The following is a 17876-nucleotide window of genomic DNA, read 5'->3' as shown; positions in this document are numbered from 1 at the left end:
GCTACCTCTAGCAAAGGAACGCTAAGCTACAAGTGGTACCGAAATACCCAGGATAGCATGATGGGCGTCTTCGAAATACTGAATGCAAAGAGCTCCTCATACACCGTACCGACTTCAAGCCCTGGCGACATGTACTATTATGTGGTCGTTACCAACTATGACAACACTGTAACCGGCAACGTGTACGCTTCGGCTACAAGCAACAGGGTCAAAGTAACGGTTAACGCGCTGACGAATGCGGCAACACCGGTCATCAACACACAACCACAGCCGCAGGTTCAAACGGTCGATGAGGGCGGCAGCCTCACTTTAAGCGTAGCGGCTACCTCAAGCCAAGGAACGCTAAGCTACCAGTGGTACCGAAATACCGAGGACAGCATGATCGGCGTCTACGAAATCCTAAATACAAATAGCGCCTCTTACACCGTACCGACGGCGGGACCCGGCGACACGTACTATTATGTCGTTGTAACGAACACCGACAACACCGTGCCCGGCAGCAAAACAGCAACGGCTATAAGCAACAGGGTCAAAGTAACGGTTAACGCCATTGCACATGCGGCGACGCCGATCATCACCACACAGCCACAAGGTTACACGGTCAATCAGGACGTCAAACTCAGCTTAAGTGTAGCAGCCACCTCAAGCGCAGGAACGTTAAGCTACCAGTGGATCAGACATATGGAGAACAATATGATCGGCGGTACAGCTGTCCTCCAAGCAACGAGCCCTTCCTTTGCCGTACCAACGCAAAGTGCTGGAGATGTGTACTATTATGTGGTCGTAACGAACACCGACAACAGTGTACCCGGCCGCAAAACAGCAACGGTAACAAGCAGCATCGTCAAAGTAACCGTTAATCCGACGCCAGGAAAACCAACCCTTGTTAGTGCAACGCCTAGTGATTCTCAAGTAAATCTTGCTTGGACTCCAACTAGCGGCTCGACAGGTTATACCATACTGATCGGAACGGCTCCAGGAACGTATGCCAACGAAATTTCAGTAGGTCAATCGGTTTACAGTAAGGATGTAACAGGATTGATCAATGGAACTACTTATTATTTCGCAGTAAAAGCTCATTATGGAAATTTGGAAAGTTTCAACTCAAATGAAGCTTCTGCAACACCGCAAGTCCCGGCACCGGGAGCGCCAGTCTTGCAATCCCCTACCGCAGATGACGCTCAAGTGAGATTAGCTTGGGATCCCGTGAATGGTTCTACAGAGTACAAAGTATATCAAAGTGTGACATCAGGCACTCTTGGAACAGCAGTAGCCACAGTTGGAGGTTCCGTGTACGGCTATGATGTAACTGGCTTGACCAATGGAACGACTTATTACTTTGTGGTAAAAGCCTTGAATCCGGGGGGAGAGAGCCCAGCCTCTAATCAAGTGAGCGTAATGCCGCAAGGAGTTGCAGCACCGCCAACGAATGTAACTGCTATTGCTGGAGACGGTCAAGCTTTCATTTCCTTTACGGCTCCTGCGTATAACGGCGGAAGTCCCATTACTGGATATGAAGTAACAGCTTCACAAGGAGACATCAAGGTAACCGGAGCTGCAAGTCCGATTACGATTGGTGGTTTGACTAACGGATTGAACTATACCTTTATGGTAAAGGCCATTAATAGCGTTGGTAAAAGTAATACGTCTGTTGTCTCTAATGCTGTAGTTCCGGATTCTCCACCCACTACAGATGACAACACTACGCCTACAGAGCCAGTTGTTCCAACTACACCTGAGAAGCCAAGCAATAGTGTCGTTGTTCTTGTCAATGGCAAGGTCGAGAATATAGGTACAGCGACAACAACCCAAGTAAATAATCGCACCGTAACGACTATATCGCTTGATCCGAAGAAACTGGAAGAAAGGCTTGCGGCAGAAGGACTGAATGCTGTCATTACGATTCCAGTATCCACCAAATCCGATGTTGTAATCGGAGTACTTGATGGTCAAACGGTTAAAGCCATGGAACAAAAGCAAGCGGTCGTTGAAATCAAAACGGAAAATGCAACTTATACTTTACCTGCTCAACAGGTCAATATTAATGCCATATCCCAACAGTTTGGCCCAAATACGGAACTTAAAGACATCAAGATCCAAATTGAAATTGCCGCTCCGACAGCTGACATGGTGAGAATTGTTGAAAATGCAGCAGCCGATGGACAATTCACACTTGTTATCCCACCGATCAACTTTACGGTAAAAGCAACATACGGGGATACTACGATTGATGTTTCTAAGTTCAACACATACGTGGAGCGTACTATTGCTATTCCAGACGGTGTAGACCCGAACAAAATCACCACGGGAGTCGTGGTTGATTCGGATGGAACCGTTCGCCACGTTCCAACCAAGATCGTCATGATAGGCGGTAAGTATTTCGCCGTAATAAACAGCTTGACGAATAGTACTTACTCCATTATTTCGAATCCAATTGAGTTCAAGGATGTAGCCGAGCACTGGTCCAAAAATGCCGTAAACGACATGGGTTCACGGTTGGTCATTAACGGCATCGGCAATCAACTGTTTACTCCCGATCAAGACATAACTCGTGCTGAGTTCGCCGCTATCATGGTTCGGGGATTGGGACTTAAACTGGAGAGCGGAGCTGCTCCATTCTCCGATATCCAATCATCGGATTGGTACGATCAGGCGGTTCAAACCGCTTATTCCTTTAAGCTAATTAGCGGGTTTGAAGACGGCACCTTCCGTCCGTTGGACAAGATCACGAGAGAACAAGCCATGGTCATTATTGCAAAAGCCATGACGATCACCGAACTGAGGGCAAAACTGACGTCCAGCTCAGCAGAAGAAACATTGCGTTCATTCACAGATGCAGCAGATGCTTCCAGTTGGGCGAAGAGCAGTATTGCCGAAGTTGTACAAATAGGCATCGTTGTGGGAAGAACCAGCTCTGAACTTGCACCTAAAGCATTTATGTCAAGAGCTGAAGTTGCAGCGATTATCCAAAGATTGCTTCAAAAGTCTGAACTAATTTAGATCCATACATTAAAAACAGGGCTACCCACCAAACGGTCAATAGACTGTTTGGCGGGTAGCCCTGTTCCTATTATCAGCTAACTTCGTATTACACCCGCTCGCCGAACGCGTTGTACACATTCGGCAGACGCACCGAGAAGCGAGAGCCGTGCCCGACCCGGCTCTCCGCTTCGATCACGCCATGGTGCGCCTCGACGAGTGCCTTGGCGATGCTTAGGCCCAGCCCCACGCCACCGCTGAAGCGGGAACGCGACTTGTCCGCCCGGTACAGGCGGTTGAATATATAAGGCAAATCGTCCGCCTTAATACCGATCCCCGTGTCCTCGCACATCACGATGATCGAATCCAGCGACCAATCCACAACGAGCCTGACGGAGCCGCCGGAAGACGTATATTTGATCCCGTTCAGCACGAGGTTCGTTATCACCTGAACGATCTTATCCCGATCAACCTCGGCGTAGCAAGGCACGTTCGTCGGTTCGAACAACAGCTTAATCCCCTTCTCACGCGCCAGCGCCCTATAATTGCTATGGACACGTCTCACCAGCTCGGTCATGTCCGTCTGCCTGACGTTCATCGTGAATCGGGCCGCCTCCGCTTCCGATAGCCGTTCCAGATCGTTGACGAGCCGCGACAAGCGCACCATCTCGTCGTAGATGTCCTGCAGCCGTTCGTTGTCCGGCTCGAATAAGCCATCGACGATCGCCTCCACTTGCGACAGGATCGAGGTAAGAGGCGTCCGCAACTCATGCATGAAGTCCTCCATCAAGTGGTGCCGCCAATCCTCCTGTCGCTTCAGCTCCGTTGTCATGTCGTTCAATGTGGTGGCAAGCCGTCGCACTTCCTCCGGCCCTCTGACCGCGATCCGCACATCCCGCTTGCCTGCGCTAATCTCCGCTGCCATCGAGTACACGTGCTGAAGATGCTGCGACAACTTCCTCGAGATGATTAAGCTGAACAGGATGGCCGCGACTATGATCGCACCAACCAGTAGCCTCGTCCGAGTCTTAAGCAACTCCTGGAACCCTTGAAACGCCGGGTCGAGCTCACCCTTCTGGGCCAGATTCGATAGCTGGATATTGCCGATCAGATTGCCGCTGTTTACATAAGGCGTCTCCCGCATGACGTCGTCGCTTGGCTTACGGTCGGCTCGCGAGAAGGTATCGACCCAGACCTCCTTGCCACTCTTGCTCTCGAACCGAATCAGCACCCCATATAACACGGCTCTCCGCCGCAGCCAATCTTGCTGCTCCGCGTTCAACGGACCTTCGCCAATGTCTTCCCGCCGCATATCGTCCATAAGCAGAAAGGCGGTTTTCTCCAGATCCTTGGCCTTGAAGCTATCGAACAGCTGATTCCAGTTCAGATTGTACAGGCCGACGATGAGCGCAATAAACACCATGGAAAACAATAGAAACGTCAGAAACAAGATAACGTTCATTTTTCGCAAAAAACGCAACATGTTCGTCATGGGGTTTCTTCCGCTTCATCCGCTGCAACCGTGAACTTGTAACCATACCCGACTACCGTTACAACATAGACCGGATGGTTCGGATCAGGCTCAATTTTCTTACGCAAATTTTTCACATGAGCATCAATGGCCCGTCCGTCACCCTGATAGCGATATCCCTGCACTTTATAGGACAAGTCCATGCGACTGAACACCTTGTTCGTCTCTGCACTCAGCACCGACAACAGCTTGTATTCGGTTGCCGTTAATCCTGCCCGATGACCATGGACAAACGCTTCTTTCTCCTCAGGCTTAATCATAAGCTGGCCCCGTTGGAACGACATAACCGGCGCGGCCTGTCCGCCTTGCTTGTCCGGCGCTACCCTGCGCATCAAGGCATATATTCTCGCCACGAGCTCCTTCGCCCGAAAAGGCTTGACGATGTAATCATCCGCGCCCAGATTAAGCCCAGCAATCGTATCCGATTCCCTCGCCCTTGAGGTAAGCATAATAATCGGTACATTGGACTTCTCCCGGATGAGACGGCATACTTCTTCGCCTGGAAGCCCTTCCAACATTAAATCCAATAAGATCAAATCGTGTTGGCCGTAATCGAACTTCGAGACCGCTTCATGCCCATTCGATGTAAAATCCGTTTCCCAGCCTTCTTTGGTGAAATAGGCGATCAGCACTTCACGAATTTTCGGTTCGTCCTCGACGATCAAGATGCGCATGATAGTACCCCTCCTACTGCTCTAGCCAGCTTCCAATATCTTTCCACGGGACATGGGCATATTCCTTCCGGACCACAAAACACAAATCCTCCCAATACGATCCCTCAAATACATACGAAATCCCCGGCCATTAGAATGACCGGGGGGAATTGTGCGGATTTATTCGACGAGACCCGTGCGTTCGACGCTCTCGACGAACCAACGCTGCGCGAACAAGTACAGCAGGAGCGGCGGCATAATAATCAAGAAGGAACCCGCCATCTTGAGCGGTTCGTCGAAGATCGACGGCCCTGTCTGCGCGGCTTGCTGGGCCAGCGCAGCATTAATCTGCGATACGCCCATAGACAGAGGAACGTCCTTCGCTCCGAGTAGGAACATACTAGGTGTATAATAATCATTCCATGCCCAGACGAAGGAGAATAGGAACACAACTAGAATAGCTGGCCGCGATAATGGTAGCATAACCTTCAGGAATACACGGAAGACACCCGCTCCATCGATCCGCGCTGCTTCCTCCAGTTCTTTCGGCTGTGTGGAGAAAAACTGCCGGTAGATGATGACGAACAGCGCCCCCTTCAGTCCATGGCCGAAAAATGCCGGCAAGATGATCGGGATATACGTCTTCATCACATGAAGCTGACTCGCCGCCAACAGCTGAGGTAGAATAATAACCTGCTGCGGGACGACGAATGTCATCAACAGACAGATGAACCAGAAGTTCTTGAACGGGAATTCAAGTCGCGCGAACGCGTACCCTGCCACCGCGCAGGAAAAGGTCTGCACGACGGAGACAGTCAGTGCCAGCGTTAAGCTGATACTGAACCATTTGGGATAGTGCAGCTTCGTCCAGGCATCCTGTAGCGTCCCGGTGAACACTTGATGCGGTACCCAACTGACGGAAGGGTCGATCAGATCACCCGCATTTTTGACCATAGTGGAAATCATGTATAAGATCGGATTCAAGTAAATATAGGCGATGTCGATCAGCAGCAAATAGATGAACACCCGGAACAGCATGCCCTTGTCTGCTTCCTTGCCTAGCACGACATGTCGAACTTTCGTCAACCAGCTTCGCAGCTTCATCTGGTTTATCGCCGGGAAACGCCGGTCCGTCACAATTTTGGCCATGTGGAATGCCTCCTAACCGTTATTTGGCCGCTTGCACGGAGCGGAAGACGCGGCTGAACAAGAAGAAGATAATGCCTAGGAACAGGAAGATGATGACAAAGTATATCCAAGCCAGCGCGCTTGATAAGCCATACTCACTCGTGTTGACCTGACTCAAGATCGGGTTGCCCGGGAATGTGAACAAGTCCACCGTCGTATAGATCAAGTTCAGCAGAATGAACGGCAGCAYGGCAGGCAGAGTAATCTTCCAGAATGTCTCCCAAGGATTCGCTCCGTCAATACGGGCCGCTTCGTACACTGAAGGCGGAATCGTTTGCCGACCAGCCAGGAAGATAAGAATTTGCACACCCGAATACCACAGAATAAGCACGAACGAGTCGAGTACCCTCACAATCGGCCCTGCCCACGCAGCAGGCAAATACGTCACGACCAATGTAGCCAAATTGTAGCGGCTAAGAAAATCGAGATTGCCTTCCCCTTGGTTAATAAACTCCGTCACGACCTGACCCGTTGTGAAAATAACCGGAAGGAAGAACACAGCCCGGAAGAAAGTACGTCCCCAAAACTTCTGATTCAGCATAATCGCAACGAGCAAGGAGAATACGACGATGATCGGGAGCATCAGAATCGCCTGACGCAAAAACGGGATGAGCTGGTTATACAGCAGGTCCGCATTCTCGAACAAGATGTACTTGTAATAGGAAACGCCTTTATACTTCGTTTGAATACCGGTAGCCAATATTTTGACTTGATGAAAGCTCATGTAGAAGGAATACCCTAACGGAAATGCCATAAACACGAGAAATCCGACAATCCAGGGAGCGATGAACAAGGAGCCTTCGAGCTTGCGTATCGTAGATGACTTGAGTTTAAGCTTGCGTGTCGAGCTGCTCATTACTTCACACTCCCTTTCACGATCAGGTAATCTTCCGGTTTCACGGTCTTGTCTCCATACGCATAAGGAGTAACCCCATAATTCACGACGATCTTCTTGCCGTTCGCATATGTTGTCTCCCGCACTTGATCCGTCACAATACGGTGGTTGACGATAAACTGATCCTGGACGTCCCCAAGTGCCTCATTCCACTTCTGATATTCCTGTACAGCTGTTTGCTCCCAATCCTTATAAGCAGGACTGAACATGTACATGTGCTCGATGTATTTCAATTCATCCGAAGCCGTGTTTGTGAATAAATAAGCAGGATTCGCCCCGTACTCGATATCACGTAAGAAATCCTGGCGGAACTGATCGCGTTCGTTGGACGTTGACCCTGTGTAGGGGATAAGCCCGTGAAGCGCCATCTGTATAAACGGAATACCAGCCTTCGTGAACAAATCGTTCGAGTAGCGGTAACTCATTCCATGGATCGAATCGCTGTACGGTGCGGCATAGATGTTCGAATTCTTGGTAACTACTTTGCCGACACCTTCGCGGAATTGGGATAGGATCGATTGCTGGATGGCCCGGTTCTCGTCTCTCGGTGACCCGTAATTAGCGTTGAAATCGCTATGGATATTTTGGCCGATGCCGAGAATTTCAACACCGTCTACACCGATACTCTTGAAATAGGCAATGTCTTTCTCCACAATCTTCTGCTGCGTGAACTTCAAGCTGACCAGATCGCCAAGCGGCGTGCCCCCCATATCCCGAAGCCCGTCATGTCTCTTGGAAAATCCTCCAGCGCCTGTCGTATTAAGCAAATATTCGGTGCTCATGAACACCGGGATGTCGATCTTCTGCGCGAATTTGACAAACTCCTTCATCCCGCTATCGCCGCCAAGCCGTCTATCCACATGCGTCAGGCCACCTAGCGCACCTAGTCCGTCTTCTTGCCAGCCTTTGTAGCGAACGCTCATATTGTCGATGCCAAGTCCGTTCAAGCGCTGCACCATCTGCATCGCTTCCGTCGTCGTCGTCGCTTTCACATAGCGGTCTGTAATAAGCCCCTTGGCGGTATCCGCACCCAGAATCGTAATATCCATCGGGACCTTGGTACTGTTCTTAGGCACCAGCTTCTTCAAGTTGGCCGTTTCCATTAAGTACTGCCGGTAGCGCTCAGCCATTCCGGAATAGTCCGATTTGGTGCTATCCAGCAACAAGTAGCGGGTGACCCGGTCACTATGGAATCGATCCTTCTTGTTATAGGTGATGAAAGAGCGGTTCTTCTCCCGGTTCGTTACCTGCCTGTAGGAAGCGCGGTAGTTCGCCTGTGAGGCCGTCCAGTTATAAGAACTGAACACGCCGGACGGTGACGCCAGTATTTCGCCAAATTCCGCCCCCTCCTCCAATACAGCCAGAAAACCGCGATTCTCGTTCTTTGCGCCATAAATCGGCATTTTGACCCTCTCACGCGGATTGTCGAATTGCCCGGTCTTAAAGGCGGCATCATCCCCGTATACCGCTTCCCGGTAAATGCGATTAACATTCGCGCTATTCGGGTTATATTCGATCAGTGCACCCGAGCCGTCGGGAATGAACATATATCCGTCCTGTCCTTCCGAGCGTTCGGCTCCGAAGAATGGATATAATCGGACCCACAACAAGCTGAGGCTGCCTTCCTTCATACCGGAATCGATAATTCGTGTCGTTACGGAATCTTTCTCGAGCTTCACCTCGATCGGAATCGTAATTTGAGCCGAAGGCATCTCGAAGGTAGCCCGGAAACCTCCGTCGAATGTCTGCAGATCCTTGATCGTTCCCCTCTGATCGAGTAGGTTCGATTCCTTCGGCTGTGACTTGTTGCCCGTCAGATCGATGTACTGGAACATAACGGGTGAACGCAGATGAGAGCGCCATAAGCTGGGTGTCGTGTCCTTCGACCATTGAGCTGGGTCCGGGTAAGAACGCCAGATACGTCCATCCCGCTTATCCTCTACGAGGAATTGGGCGGTTGTTGGATCCAGCTTCAGTCGAAGCTTCTCATTCTCGCCGACGACCTTCATCTTCTCTTCGTTCGGCAGCTCCTCCAGCCCTGGATTAACCTTCTCCGCTCCTGGAGGGTTCCCAGCTGCGGCGGCACCGGATGCGGCTCGTTCTATATTCTCGATCTGCAGGTGAGTCGCAACGTACGTGCCTACCCCTGCCAAGATTATCAATGTGACGATCCAGCGGATTGGCACACGGAATCGGAATCGTGTCGTCATCGCAGCCTCACCTCCTGGTACACTTCATAGACGAATGATTTCAAGTCGCTCGTAATGCCGAATGTAATCATGAATAGTACGCCCATCATCGCGAAAGCGAAGGCGCTGAAAGCGATGTTAACAGTCGTTTCGCTTACCGAATAATTTTGCAGCGACTGGATTTTCCAGAAGAACATCAAGACGATCCAGATGACCATAATATTGTACAAATCGTTATAGATCGCTAGCTCCGAAAGCGTCATTACATTAGAGATCAATGCCAGTGGAATCCCTACGAATATTAATGGCACCAGGGCATAACTGCTCGCGATGAATACATCACGGAAACGCCCCTCACCGCGATAGATCGAGCTCACGAAGTAGTTAGACACAACCCAACCGAGCCAGATTAACGCGAACTCCCCGAACAGCATGAGCAAATTCAGCGTTTGCGGATTCACTTTATTGAAGGTGAAGCCCGTATACATCGCGGTTATCGTTAAGGAACCGAATACCATGAGCAGAATAATCAGAGCACTCCAGTAGCTGCCCTTGCCTTCGTACCGAAGAGCCGAGAACCCATCAATCGGGTGTCTGACAATCGTGAACATCTGTTTCAATTGGATAATTAGCGGGCGCGTCGAACGTGTACGCTTACGCCAAGCTACTCTCCACGATGCATTGCGGGTCAACCGATTCACAAGCATGAAGCCGATGACGACCGCTATGACAATACTCGCTAGTGTCGAGAAATGAGATTGGAACCATCTCAAGCGGATTTGCCAGAAAGCATCGGAATAACCGGTGCGGCTCCCGCCCTCGTAGAAATAATCACGCGCTAATTCATACTCGCCTTTCTTGTATGCCGCCTTGCCCAAACCGAGCAACGCTGGAGTGAAGAAGGCGTTCACGCGAAGCACTTCCTTCCAATGCTTCTCACTTTCCTCGTAACGACCCTGCATGGTTAAGCCATTCGCTTGATTTACAAGAGAGCCGAACTCGGACAACCGGAACACCTGGATCGTCCCCTCCTGGGAATCGAGAATGTACAGATCATTGCGGGAGTTGGCGTCGATTGCGGTTGGATTCTTCATCAGACCGAGCTGAGTTGTCGAGTCCGGCGAAAGTCCTCCCCAGAAATACAGCAGGTTGCCGTTCGAATCGTACTGGCTAATGATTTTGTACGCCATGTCGATGACGGTGATGTTCCCGTTGCTATCGATGGCCGCATCGATCAACTGCGGCTTCAAGTACCCTTGACCGCTTACGAACTTCCGGTCCCAGGGACGAAACTCACCGAATGTTCGGGCTGTCTTGTCATCATTGTTAGAGTTGTATTGGATCATATTATGGCCGCGAATGTTGAGTTTCTTGACCTGGTTGGTCGAAACGTTGCCTGATGTGGTTGTGTATATAAACCCGTCATGGTCGACCGCCACGCTGCTGAGTGAGCCAGGTAGCTTACTAGATTCGTTCTCATACATTTGCTTGGTGTACAGCTTGCGCTTCAGCTTGTCGAGCGCGGACAACTCCGTGGCGTTAGCGCCGTAGAAGCTTTGGAAATTGCCTTCCGGATCGAGCTGCAACAAGCCCTGATAGCCACCTAACGTCGCGATGTAAAGGAAGCCGCGTTTGTCGACGACCAGCTTGATCGGATCGAACTTGTATGCTTCCGGAATGTATTTGGACTTCGGCTGTTTGTATTCCCTGAGCAGCTTGCCTTCGCTTGAGAGCCGGACGACTCGCTTGTTCCCCGTATCGGCGATGTAGATATCGCCCTCTGGCGCTACGAACACACCCTCCGGCTTATTGAGCGGACTTTCGGCCGGTGATATGAACCGGAGCCATTTGCCAGTAGGATCAAATTCCACGATCCGGTTGTTGCCGGTATCGGCGACATAGATATGGTCCTTCTTATCGATGAATACATCCTTCGGAGTCAGCATGGGAGAAGCGATCATCGTATCCGGCTTATTCTTATCCGGTGCCTTCAGTCCGGCTCCAACGATGCCGACGGGATAGTACGCAGGCTGTGTCCAGATAATCTGCCCTGAACTGTCCTTGGAGTTCGTCTCAATTGCAGCCGTAGCCGCAAGCGGCAACGCGCTTAGAAGTAAAGCAGATAGCCCTGCTGTAGTTACTGTGATTCTCAGCAATCGCCACATTTTGTTCCATTTCATGGGAAGCACCTCCCTTCTTCCTCTGTCATTTGATACCGGAGTGTGCCATCGTCGCGATCACTTTCCGTTGGAAGATCAGGAAAATGATGAAGTTCGGCACGAACATAATAAGTGCAGCTGCAGCCGCAGCCCCTTGTCTAGCTACGCTGTTAACTAATCCGTTCGTCAGGGTAGACAAGAAGAACGGGAATGTCTTCATCGCTTCATCCTGCATATACAAGGAGGATGTAGCGATATTGTTCCATGTGCCTTGAAACGACAGAATCGCGATTGTCGCCACAGCCGGCATACAGATCGGCATGACGATCTGCAGGAAGATGCGAATTTCCTTCGCCCCATCCACCTTAGCCGCTTCTAGCAATTCGTTCGGCACTTGATCGATGAATTGCTTCATGAGGAAAACGCTGACCGGGGCGGCTAAGTGCGGTAAGATGTGCCCCCAGTACGTATCGACAAGGTGCAAATTCACGATGACCAGATAGGTTGGGATTTGCACCGTTTCTGATGCGAACATAAGCGACAGCAGGATGACGGCGAACAACGCTTTACTCCCCGGGAACCGGTGCTTCGAGAGCGGATAGGCACACAGCGTGCTCACTATGATCGTTGCGCCTACGGTTAGCACGGCAACCATAACGCTGTTGAACAAGTATCGGGTGACCGGTATAACCGACGAACTCGTCACCACGAACAGCTCAATAAAGCTCTGTAACGTCGGCTGGCGGGCGAATATATTCGGTGGATAGACGAACAGCTCGCTGTACGGCTTGAGCGAATGGTTGAATATATAGACGATCGGCAGCAGCATGAACAAGGCGAACAGCGTCAGGATGACATAGAGCAGCTTATCGAAGGCGTTAGAGCGCTTGACCCCGGACGCACGCCACAGCTTGAGCGCTGCCGCTCGCTTCTTCATTGTGTTAATGACGGCGGCCATTATTCATCCCCCTTAGTGCCGAACAATCGGAAACCGAGTCGGTTGGACATATACATCATAATGAGCAGGACCACGGAGATAGCCGAGGCATACCCCATCTCGAAGCGGACTTCTCCATAATCAGCAATGTGACTGATGAGCAGCGTTCCCGAATATTCCGGTGTAGGGAATACGCCGGATAACTCTGTTCCGATCGCCCCGGCTTTGAACGTACCTACGATCGCCATAACCGCACCGAATAACATCTGCGGCTTCATCGATGGGATCGTGATGTACCAGATTTCCTGCAGTCGGCTCTTGATTCCGTCCAACCGTCCTGCTTCATACAGCTCCTGATTCACACCTAGCAGACCGGCCAGCATCGCAAGAAAGCCGACGCCCATACTCGACCAGAGTGTAACTACGATCATCGAGTTCATCAAATACGCTTTGTTGGTTACCCATAGAATCGGCTGGTCAATGAAACCCCAATTCAGCAGGAAGCTGTTCAGGTATCCGATGCGGTCACCGGTCAACAGCGGCAGCCAGACGATCCCCATCGCGATGCCCGCCGTCAGTGACGGCGTATACATCGCGAGTGCATACCAGGTTCTTGCCTTTGCCGGTAACTGCGAGATGAGCCAGGCTAGCAGGAACGCGGCCGCATAACCGCCTGGTCCGACGATCAAGGCGAACTTGATCGTGTTAGGAAGGGCGTATTTCAAGAAGATAAGATCCTGTGAGAGCAAATACTGGAAGTTATGCCAGCCGATGAATCGTGGGCTCTCAATCGCGTTGAAGTACGTGAAGCTGAGCAGTATTGCTAGAATAACCGGTACTAAGATAAAAGCTGCGAAGCAGATCAAGAATGGAGCTATGAATGCATAGGACAGTCGGTACTTCCATAGCTGCTTCATGAACCGGTTGAAGCGCAGTCGGAACGGCTCTGCTGTTCGGTTGGTGTGGCTTACGACCATGCCACGGTCATTTGGCGACATATGGATTCACCCCTTCCCACGGTGTTGTGACTTGCGGCAGGTCGAGCGTTTTCAGTACCTTGCCGTCAGCGCTGACGAACCCGAACTCCTGCTCCTTGCGTTCCATCTCACGGTCAATACTATCAATCGCTTCCTCCAACGATTCGCGATAATTCATACCATTGATTACGGTGCGGTTCCAGGCGTTGCTCAGTTCGCGGGGCAAGAAGTACGAGCCCGGCAAGTTCGGCATTTCCTTATACCATCGCCATTGCTCCAGAATGACCTTCAAGTCGTCCTTCGGCCAAGGCAGCTTCGTAAATGCCTCGATGTTCGCTGTATTCCAGCGGAAGGCAATCCCGTTGAACGACTCCAGATCAGAGCCATAGCGCTCTTGCGTTTCGGCCGACAGCAACCACTTCAGGAATTCCCACGATTCCTTCGGATGCTTCGACGATTTGTAGATGAATCCGGTCGATTGTCCGCCAGCCGCCCAACGCTCTACTGTCCCATTCGACTGCTTCATACCCGGCATCGGTGCAATTCCCCACCAACCCGCCAACTCCGGCGCCGCAACGGAAAGCGTGACATACATATTGTAGTCAGCAACACCGATCGGGAAATCGCCTTTGCGGAAATGCTGGAAGAAGTTCGGTACTTGCTTCTCCAAATCATAGATGTTGAATAGATCGGTCCATTGCTTGAAGCCCTTGAACGCTTCCGGCGTATTCATCGATGTCTTCATGCCATCCTTGGTGAAGTATTCTGCCCCGTTTTGGTAAAAGAAAGGGAGATTGTCGGTCGGCGGCACGAAGAAGTTATAGCCGTTCTGCTGCAAGGTCGGCAGCATTTCATACACTTCATCCCATGTGTCCGGCACCTTCAGCCCAAGCCGCTTCAAGATGTCCTTGCGGTAGAACAACACCTTGAACGATTGTGTTTCTGGCAGTGCATAATACCCGCCATTGTAGTAGAACGGCAGCAGCGCACCTGGTGCGAACTGTTTCGCCGTCTGTTGGAAATCAGGGAATTGGGACAAATCGAGCAACGCATTGCGCATCGCGAAATCAGTTGATTTGTCCTGCGGCTGACCGAGCGCTACGTCCGGTGACAGACCTGCAGCATTGGCCAGTACGAGAAGACCCTCATTCGGTAGCAGGTTCACCTTCACTTTGATACCGGTCTGCGGGGTGAACGTATCGTTCACAATTTCCTGCAACTGATTGACATAGTCGCGGCCGCGGTTAACCCACACGTTCAACGTGTCGTCGTCAACTTTGTTGATGTCTTCCTTGCGAATGAAGGAGTAGATAAATCCTTTGAACGTTCCGCCCATCCGCTGCCACAAGTTAGCCACCATCTTCGGAAAAGACTTTCCGGCCGGTACCGTATAGATTTGATCGAGCATGAGCGGTGAGCGGACGAGAATCTCTCGTATCCCTCCAATTCGCTCGATCATGCTGGATATATCGTCCATATGATACGGAATTTCATTGGGATGCTTCAGGTAGTCATTCAAATCCTGCATCGTCGTTTCAATGGTCTGTACCGTGTTGTCCCGCTGCTTGTTCGCCGCGAGCATCATATCAGCCATCTTCTGCAGTTGCACTTTCGTTTCCTCTAACTGCTTGGGCAGCTCGGGGAAGTCGGTTACTACTTTCCAGGTACGGTTTTTGTCCACTTGACCGCCATTCATCGCCCGGATTTCTTCATCGACCTGACGAAGCAGGTTCGTCACCCGCTCCCCTTGCACGATGACAGGCTGGAACGGACCTATGGTGGCCGTCATACTGAGCGTGTGCTTACCCTTCTCCAGATAAAACTCATAGGGGTGGTCATTCTCGTCTCCCAGAACGGTTCCTTGCCACTTGATAGAGTAAGGGAACCGATAGGCAAGCAGCTCCTTGAACGGAACTTTCCCGTCAATCGCAATCGTGCGGAATACGGCCTTGTTCGATGCGAAGCCTGAATACGAACGCATAGCGAGCTGGTACAGCCCCGTCTCCGGTATATCAATCGTCCATGCAGCGGTTTGTCCCCCGGTTTGCCAGCGGTCGCCACCAAGCGTATTGAAAATGTTATAGCCGCCCGCTTTGGGTAAGTTCAACGGGTCTTGATTCGCTACCATCTGAATGGCGACGTCGTTTTTCCATGCCACCTGCTCCGCTTGGACCGTAGGCACAACTGCCGCCTTGGCAGCTTCCGTCTGCTTGACAGAGCGCGCCGTCGATAACTGCTTGTAATCCGGTAAGGTCGTCGTCGGCTTGAACGCGAACGATTCAATGACGATCGGCGACGAACCCGAGAAGCGCAGCTTGTGTTTGCCCTTGGTCAAGTACCATTGAAGCGGCTCCTCATAACCTCCAGCCGAGTCGACGACTGGTTCATTGATCCATTCGTTCAGCTCCGTGGGACGAGGACGAATGTCGTCGCCGTTCTCCGCTTTCTTGACCGGGAAATCATCCTTGAATTTCCGCTTGAACGTTAAGGCACGGGCTTCGCGGTAAGGATAGATCCCATCGATTTGCAGCGCCAGAATCGCCGGATGCCGGCTCGCCGATACGGTAGACTTGGCTGGATCATTGTAGGGATGATACGACATGGCCATCTCGTACAAACCGTCCTGCGCGATGTCGACCTCGTATTCGATCCAGTTCTCCCGATCACTCTTCCACACCAGAACACCTGATTTTCCTTCGTACGATCCAACAGCAGCGAGTTTGTTGTCGGCTTGCGAGGTGATAGAGGCACCAGGAACGATAACTGGAGCTTGTGTGGTCGGCTTGTAGCCTTTCTGTGTCCAATCGGCCAATACATCGAGGTAGTAAGCGCCTAGCTCGTCATTCAGTGCAGGCACTTTCTTATCGGCGGCTCCGGATGCAGGAGGCGCTGTATTATCGGCATAGGCGGGTCCGACCGAAGTGGGAAGGTTGCCGGAGACGATTACGGCAGCAGCCATCACGAGAATCGCCGTTGGACGCCATAGGGTCCATTTTCTGCTCATGAAAATGATTACCTCCTCCTATTTTTACCCCATCTTCCCCAACTTCTCCCCAAAAAAGTGAAGCTGGGCTTTGATGCGTTAATCGATTAAGCGCGCTCCTGTATCTACATCGAAGTACAGCACCTTACTCATATCGATCGCCACTTCAATCTTCGTATCTTCATCGAACATGTTGCGCGGATTGACCCGGACAACCAGATTCGTTTTGCTGCCAATATCCAAGTACGCAAAGCGGTCCGCACCCATTAATTCACTTAGCAGATGCACGCCGGTGATAACGGCTCTCGGGAACGCCTCGAACATAATCGACTCGACACTCGCATTCTCGGGTCTCACACCAAGCAGGATCACTTTGTTAACAAGCCGCTTGTTACGTAGATCTGCCGCCTTGCCAGGAGGGATCTCGAGGGCGAAGCGATTCGTGTGGAATTCCAGCCGTCCTTCATGCTCTTCAAGTCGGCCTTGGATGAAATTCATCGGTGGTGAACCGATAAAGCCAGCCACGAACGTATTAACCGGATTATTGTAGATTTGCTCCGGAGTGTCGACCTGCTGAATGATCCCGTCCTTCATGACGACGATCCGGTTGCCCATCGTCATCGCTTCGGTCTGGTCATGGGTCACATAGATCGTCGTAACCCCGAGCTGCTTGTGCAGCTTAATAATCTCTGTGCGCATCTGTACGCGCAGCTTGGCATCCAGATTGGACAACGGCTCGTCCATCAGGAACACTTCCGGCTCGCGTACAATCGCTCTCCCGAGCGCAACCCGCTGCCGTTGTCCCCCCGACAGCTGCTTCGGCTTGCGGTCGAGGAACTGCTCGATCTCGAGAACGCGCGCCGCCCGCTTCACACCCGTGTCGATCTCATGCTTCGGCAACTTGCGTAAGCGAAGCCCGAACGCAATGTTCTCGTACACCGACATGTTCGGGTAAAGCGCGTAGTTCTGGAATACCATCGCAATGTCCCGGTCCTTCGGCGGCAAATCATTGACCAGCTTATCGCCGATGTAAATTTCGCCTTTGCTAATATCTTCGAGCCCGGCCACCATCCGTAGCGTAGTCGATTTGCCACAGCCGGACGGACCTACGAACACCATGAACTCCCTGTCGCTAATTTCCAAGTTGAAATCTTTCACGACCGGCAGCTTTTCTTTCCCATACATCTTGAACACATGATTGAATAAAATGCGCGACACAGCAAACACCCTCCCGATTAATCGGATGTAAACGCTTTACCAGCTTATACCTACATTGTATAGGACCGCACATGAATTTGGTGTGAAGGTTTTTGAACTGTGTGAAGCACACGCCGTTTGTCTCTTTCGAGAGCAGACGGCTTTTTTGTTGCCCATTTTTATTCCCA

The 17876-nt window shown here is 51.3% G+C and carries 11 protein-coding genes; 1 reads left to right on the top strand and 10 read right to left on the bottom strand.

The window, feature by feature from the left end:
* A partial coding sequence (locus AC1DWB_RS13090; RefSeq protein WP_477541512.1) for an S-layer homology domain-containing protein occupies positions 1 to 3000 on the top strand: 3000 nt, incomplete at its 5' end.
* An 88-nt stretch (positions 3001 to 3088) separates the two neighbouring features.
* Here AC1DWB_RS13090 and AC1DWB_RS13085 read toward each other — a convergent pair.
* The 10 genes from AC1DWB_RS13085 to AC1DWB_RS13040 all read right to left on the bottom strand — a co-directional run bounded on the left by AC1DWB_RS13085 (position 3089) and on the right by AC1DWB_RS13040 (position 17709).
* The gene (locus tag AC1DWB_RS13085; RefSeq protein WP_477541511.1) at positions 3089 to 4471 is read right to left on the bottom strand and encodes a sensor histidine kinase; all 1383 of its coding nucleotides are present in this window, start codon (positions 4469 to 4471) and stop codon (positions 3089 to 3091) included.
* A complete protein-coding gene (locus AC1DWB_RS13080) occupies positions 4468 to 5184 on the bottom strand; it encodes a response regulator transcription factor (RefSeq protein ID WP_477541510.1) in 717 nt (238 codons plus the stop codon). Before AC1DWB_RS13080 ends, AC1DWB_RS13085 begins: the two co-directional genes overlap by 4 nt.
* A gap of 159 nt (positions 5185 to 5343) precedes the next feature.
* Positions 5344 to 6312 (bottom strand): carbohydrate ABC transporter permease, encoded by a 969-nt coding sequence (locus AC1DWB_RS13075; protein WP_477541509.1) that lies wholly within the window; start codon positions 6310 to 6312, stop codon positions 5344 to 5346.
* Between the two features lie 19 nt (positions 6313 to 6331).
* On the bottom strand, positions 6332 to 7207 hold the full coding sequence (locus AC1DWB_RS13070; RefSeq protein WP_477541508.1) for a carbohydrate ABC transporter permease: 876 nt from the start codon (positions 7205 to 7207) through the stop codon (positions 6332 to 6334).
* A complete protein-coding gene (locus AC1DWB_RS13065; protein ID WP_477541507.1) occupies positions 7207 to 9456 on the bottom strand; it encodes a DUF5696 domain-containing protein in 2250 nt (749 codons plus the stop codon). The genes AC1DWB_RS13070 and AC1DWB_RS13065 overlap by 1 nt, the downstream gene beginning before the upstream one ends.
* Positions 9453 to 11615: a YIP1 family protein gene (locus AC1DWB_RS13060; protein WP_477541506.1), complete on the bottom strand. Its 2163-nt coding sequence runs from the start codon at positions 11613 to 11615 to the stop codon at positions 9453 to 9455. The genes AC1DWB_RS13065 and AC1DWB_RS13060 overlap by 4 nt, the downstream gene beginning before the upstream one ends.
* Positions 11616 to 11640: 25 nt before the next feature.
* On the bottom strand, positions 11641 to 12552 hold the full coding sequence (locus AC1DWB_RS13055; RefSeq protein ID WP_477541505.1) for a carbohydrate ABC transporter permease: 912 nt from the start codon (positions 12550 to 12552) through the stop codon (positions 11641 to 11643).
* Positions 12552 to 13529: a carbohydrate ABC transporter permease gene (locus AC1DWB_RS13050; RefSeq protein WP_477541504.1), complete on the bottom strand. Its 978-nt coding sequence runs from the start codon at positions 13527 to 13529 to the stop codon at positions 12552 to 12554. Before AC1DWB_RS13050 ends, AC1DWB_RS13055 begins: the two co-directional genes overlap by 1 nt.
* Positions 13516 to 16512 (bottom strand): extracellular solute-binding protein, encoded by a 2997-nt coding sequence (locus AC1DWB_RS13045; protein WP_477541503.1) that lies wholly within the window; start codon positions 16510 to 16512, stop codon positions 13516 to 13518. Before AC1DWB_RS13045 ends, AC1DWB_RS13050 begins: the two co-directional genes overlap by 14 nt.
* 78 nt (positions 16513 to 16590) lie before the next feature.
* Positions 16591 to 17709: an ABC transporter ATP-binding protein gene (locus AC1DWB_RS13040; RefSeq protein WP_477541502.1), complete on the bottom strand. Its 1119-nt coding sequence runs from the start codon at positions 17707 to 17709 to the stop codon at positions 16591 to 16593.
* Positions 17710 to 17876 lie beyond the last annotated feature (167 nt).

This window comes from Paenibacillus sp. P4_E11, from assembly GCF_056401635.1.
This window is presented reverse-complemented; position numbering and strand designations above follow the sequence as displayed.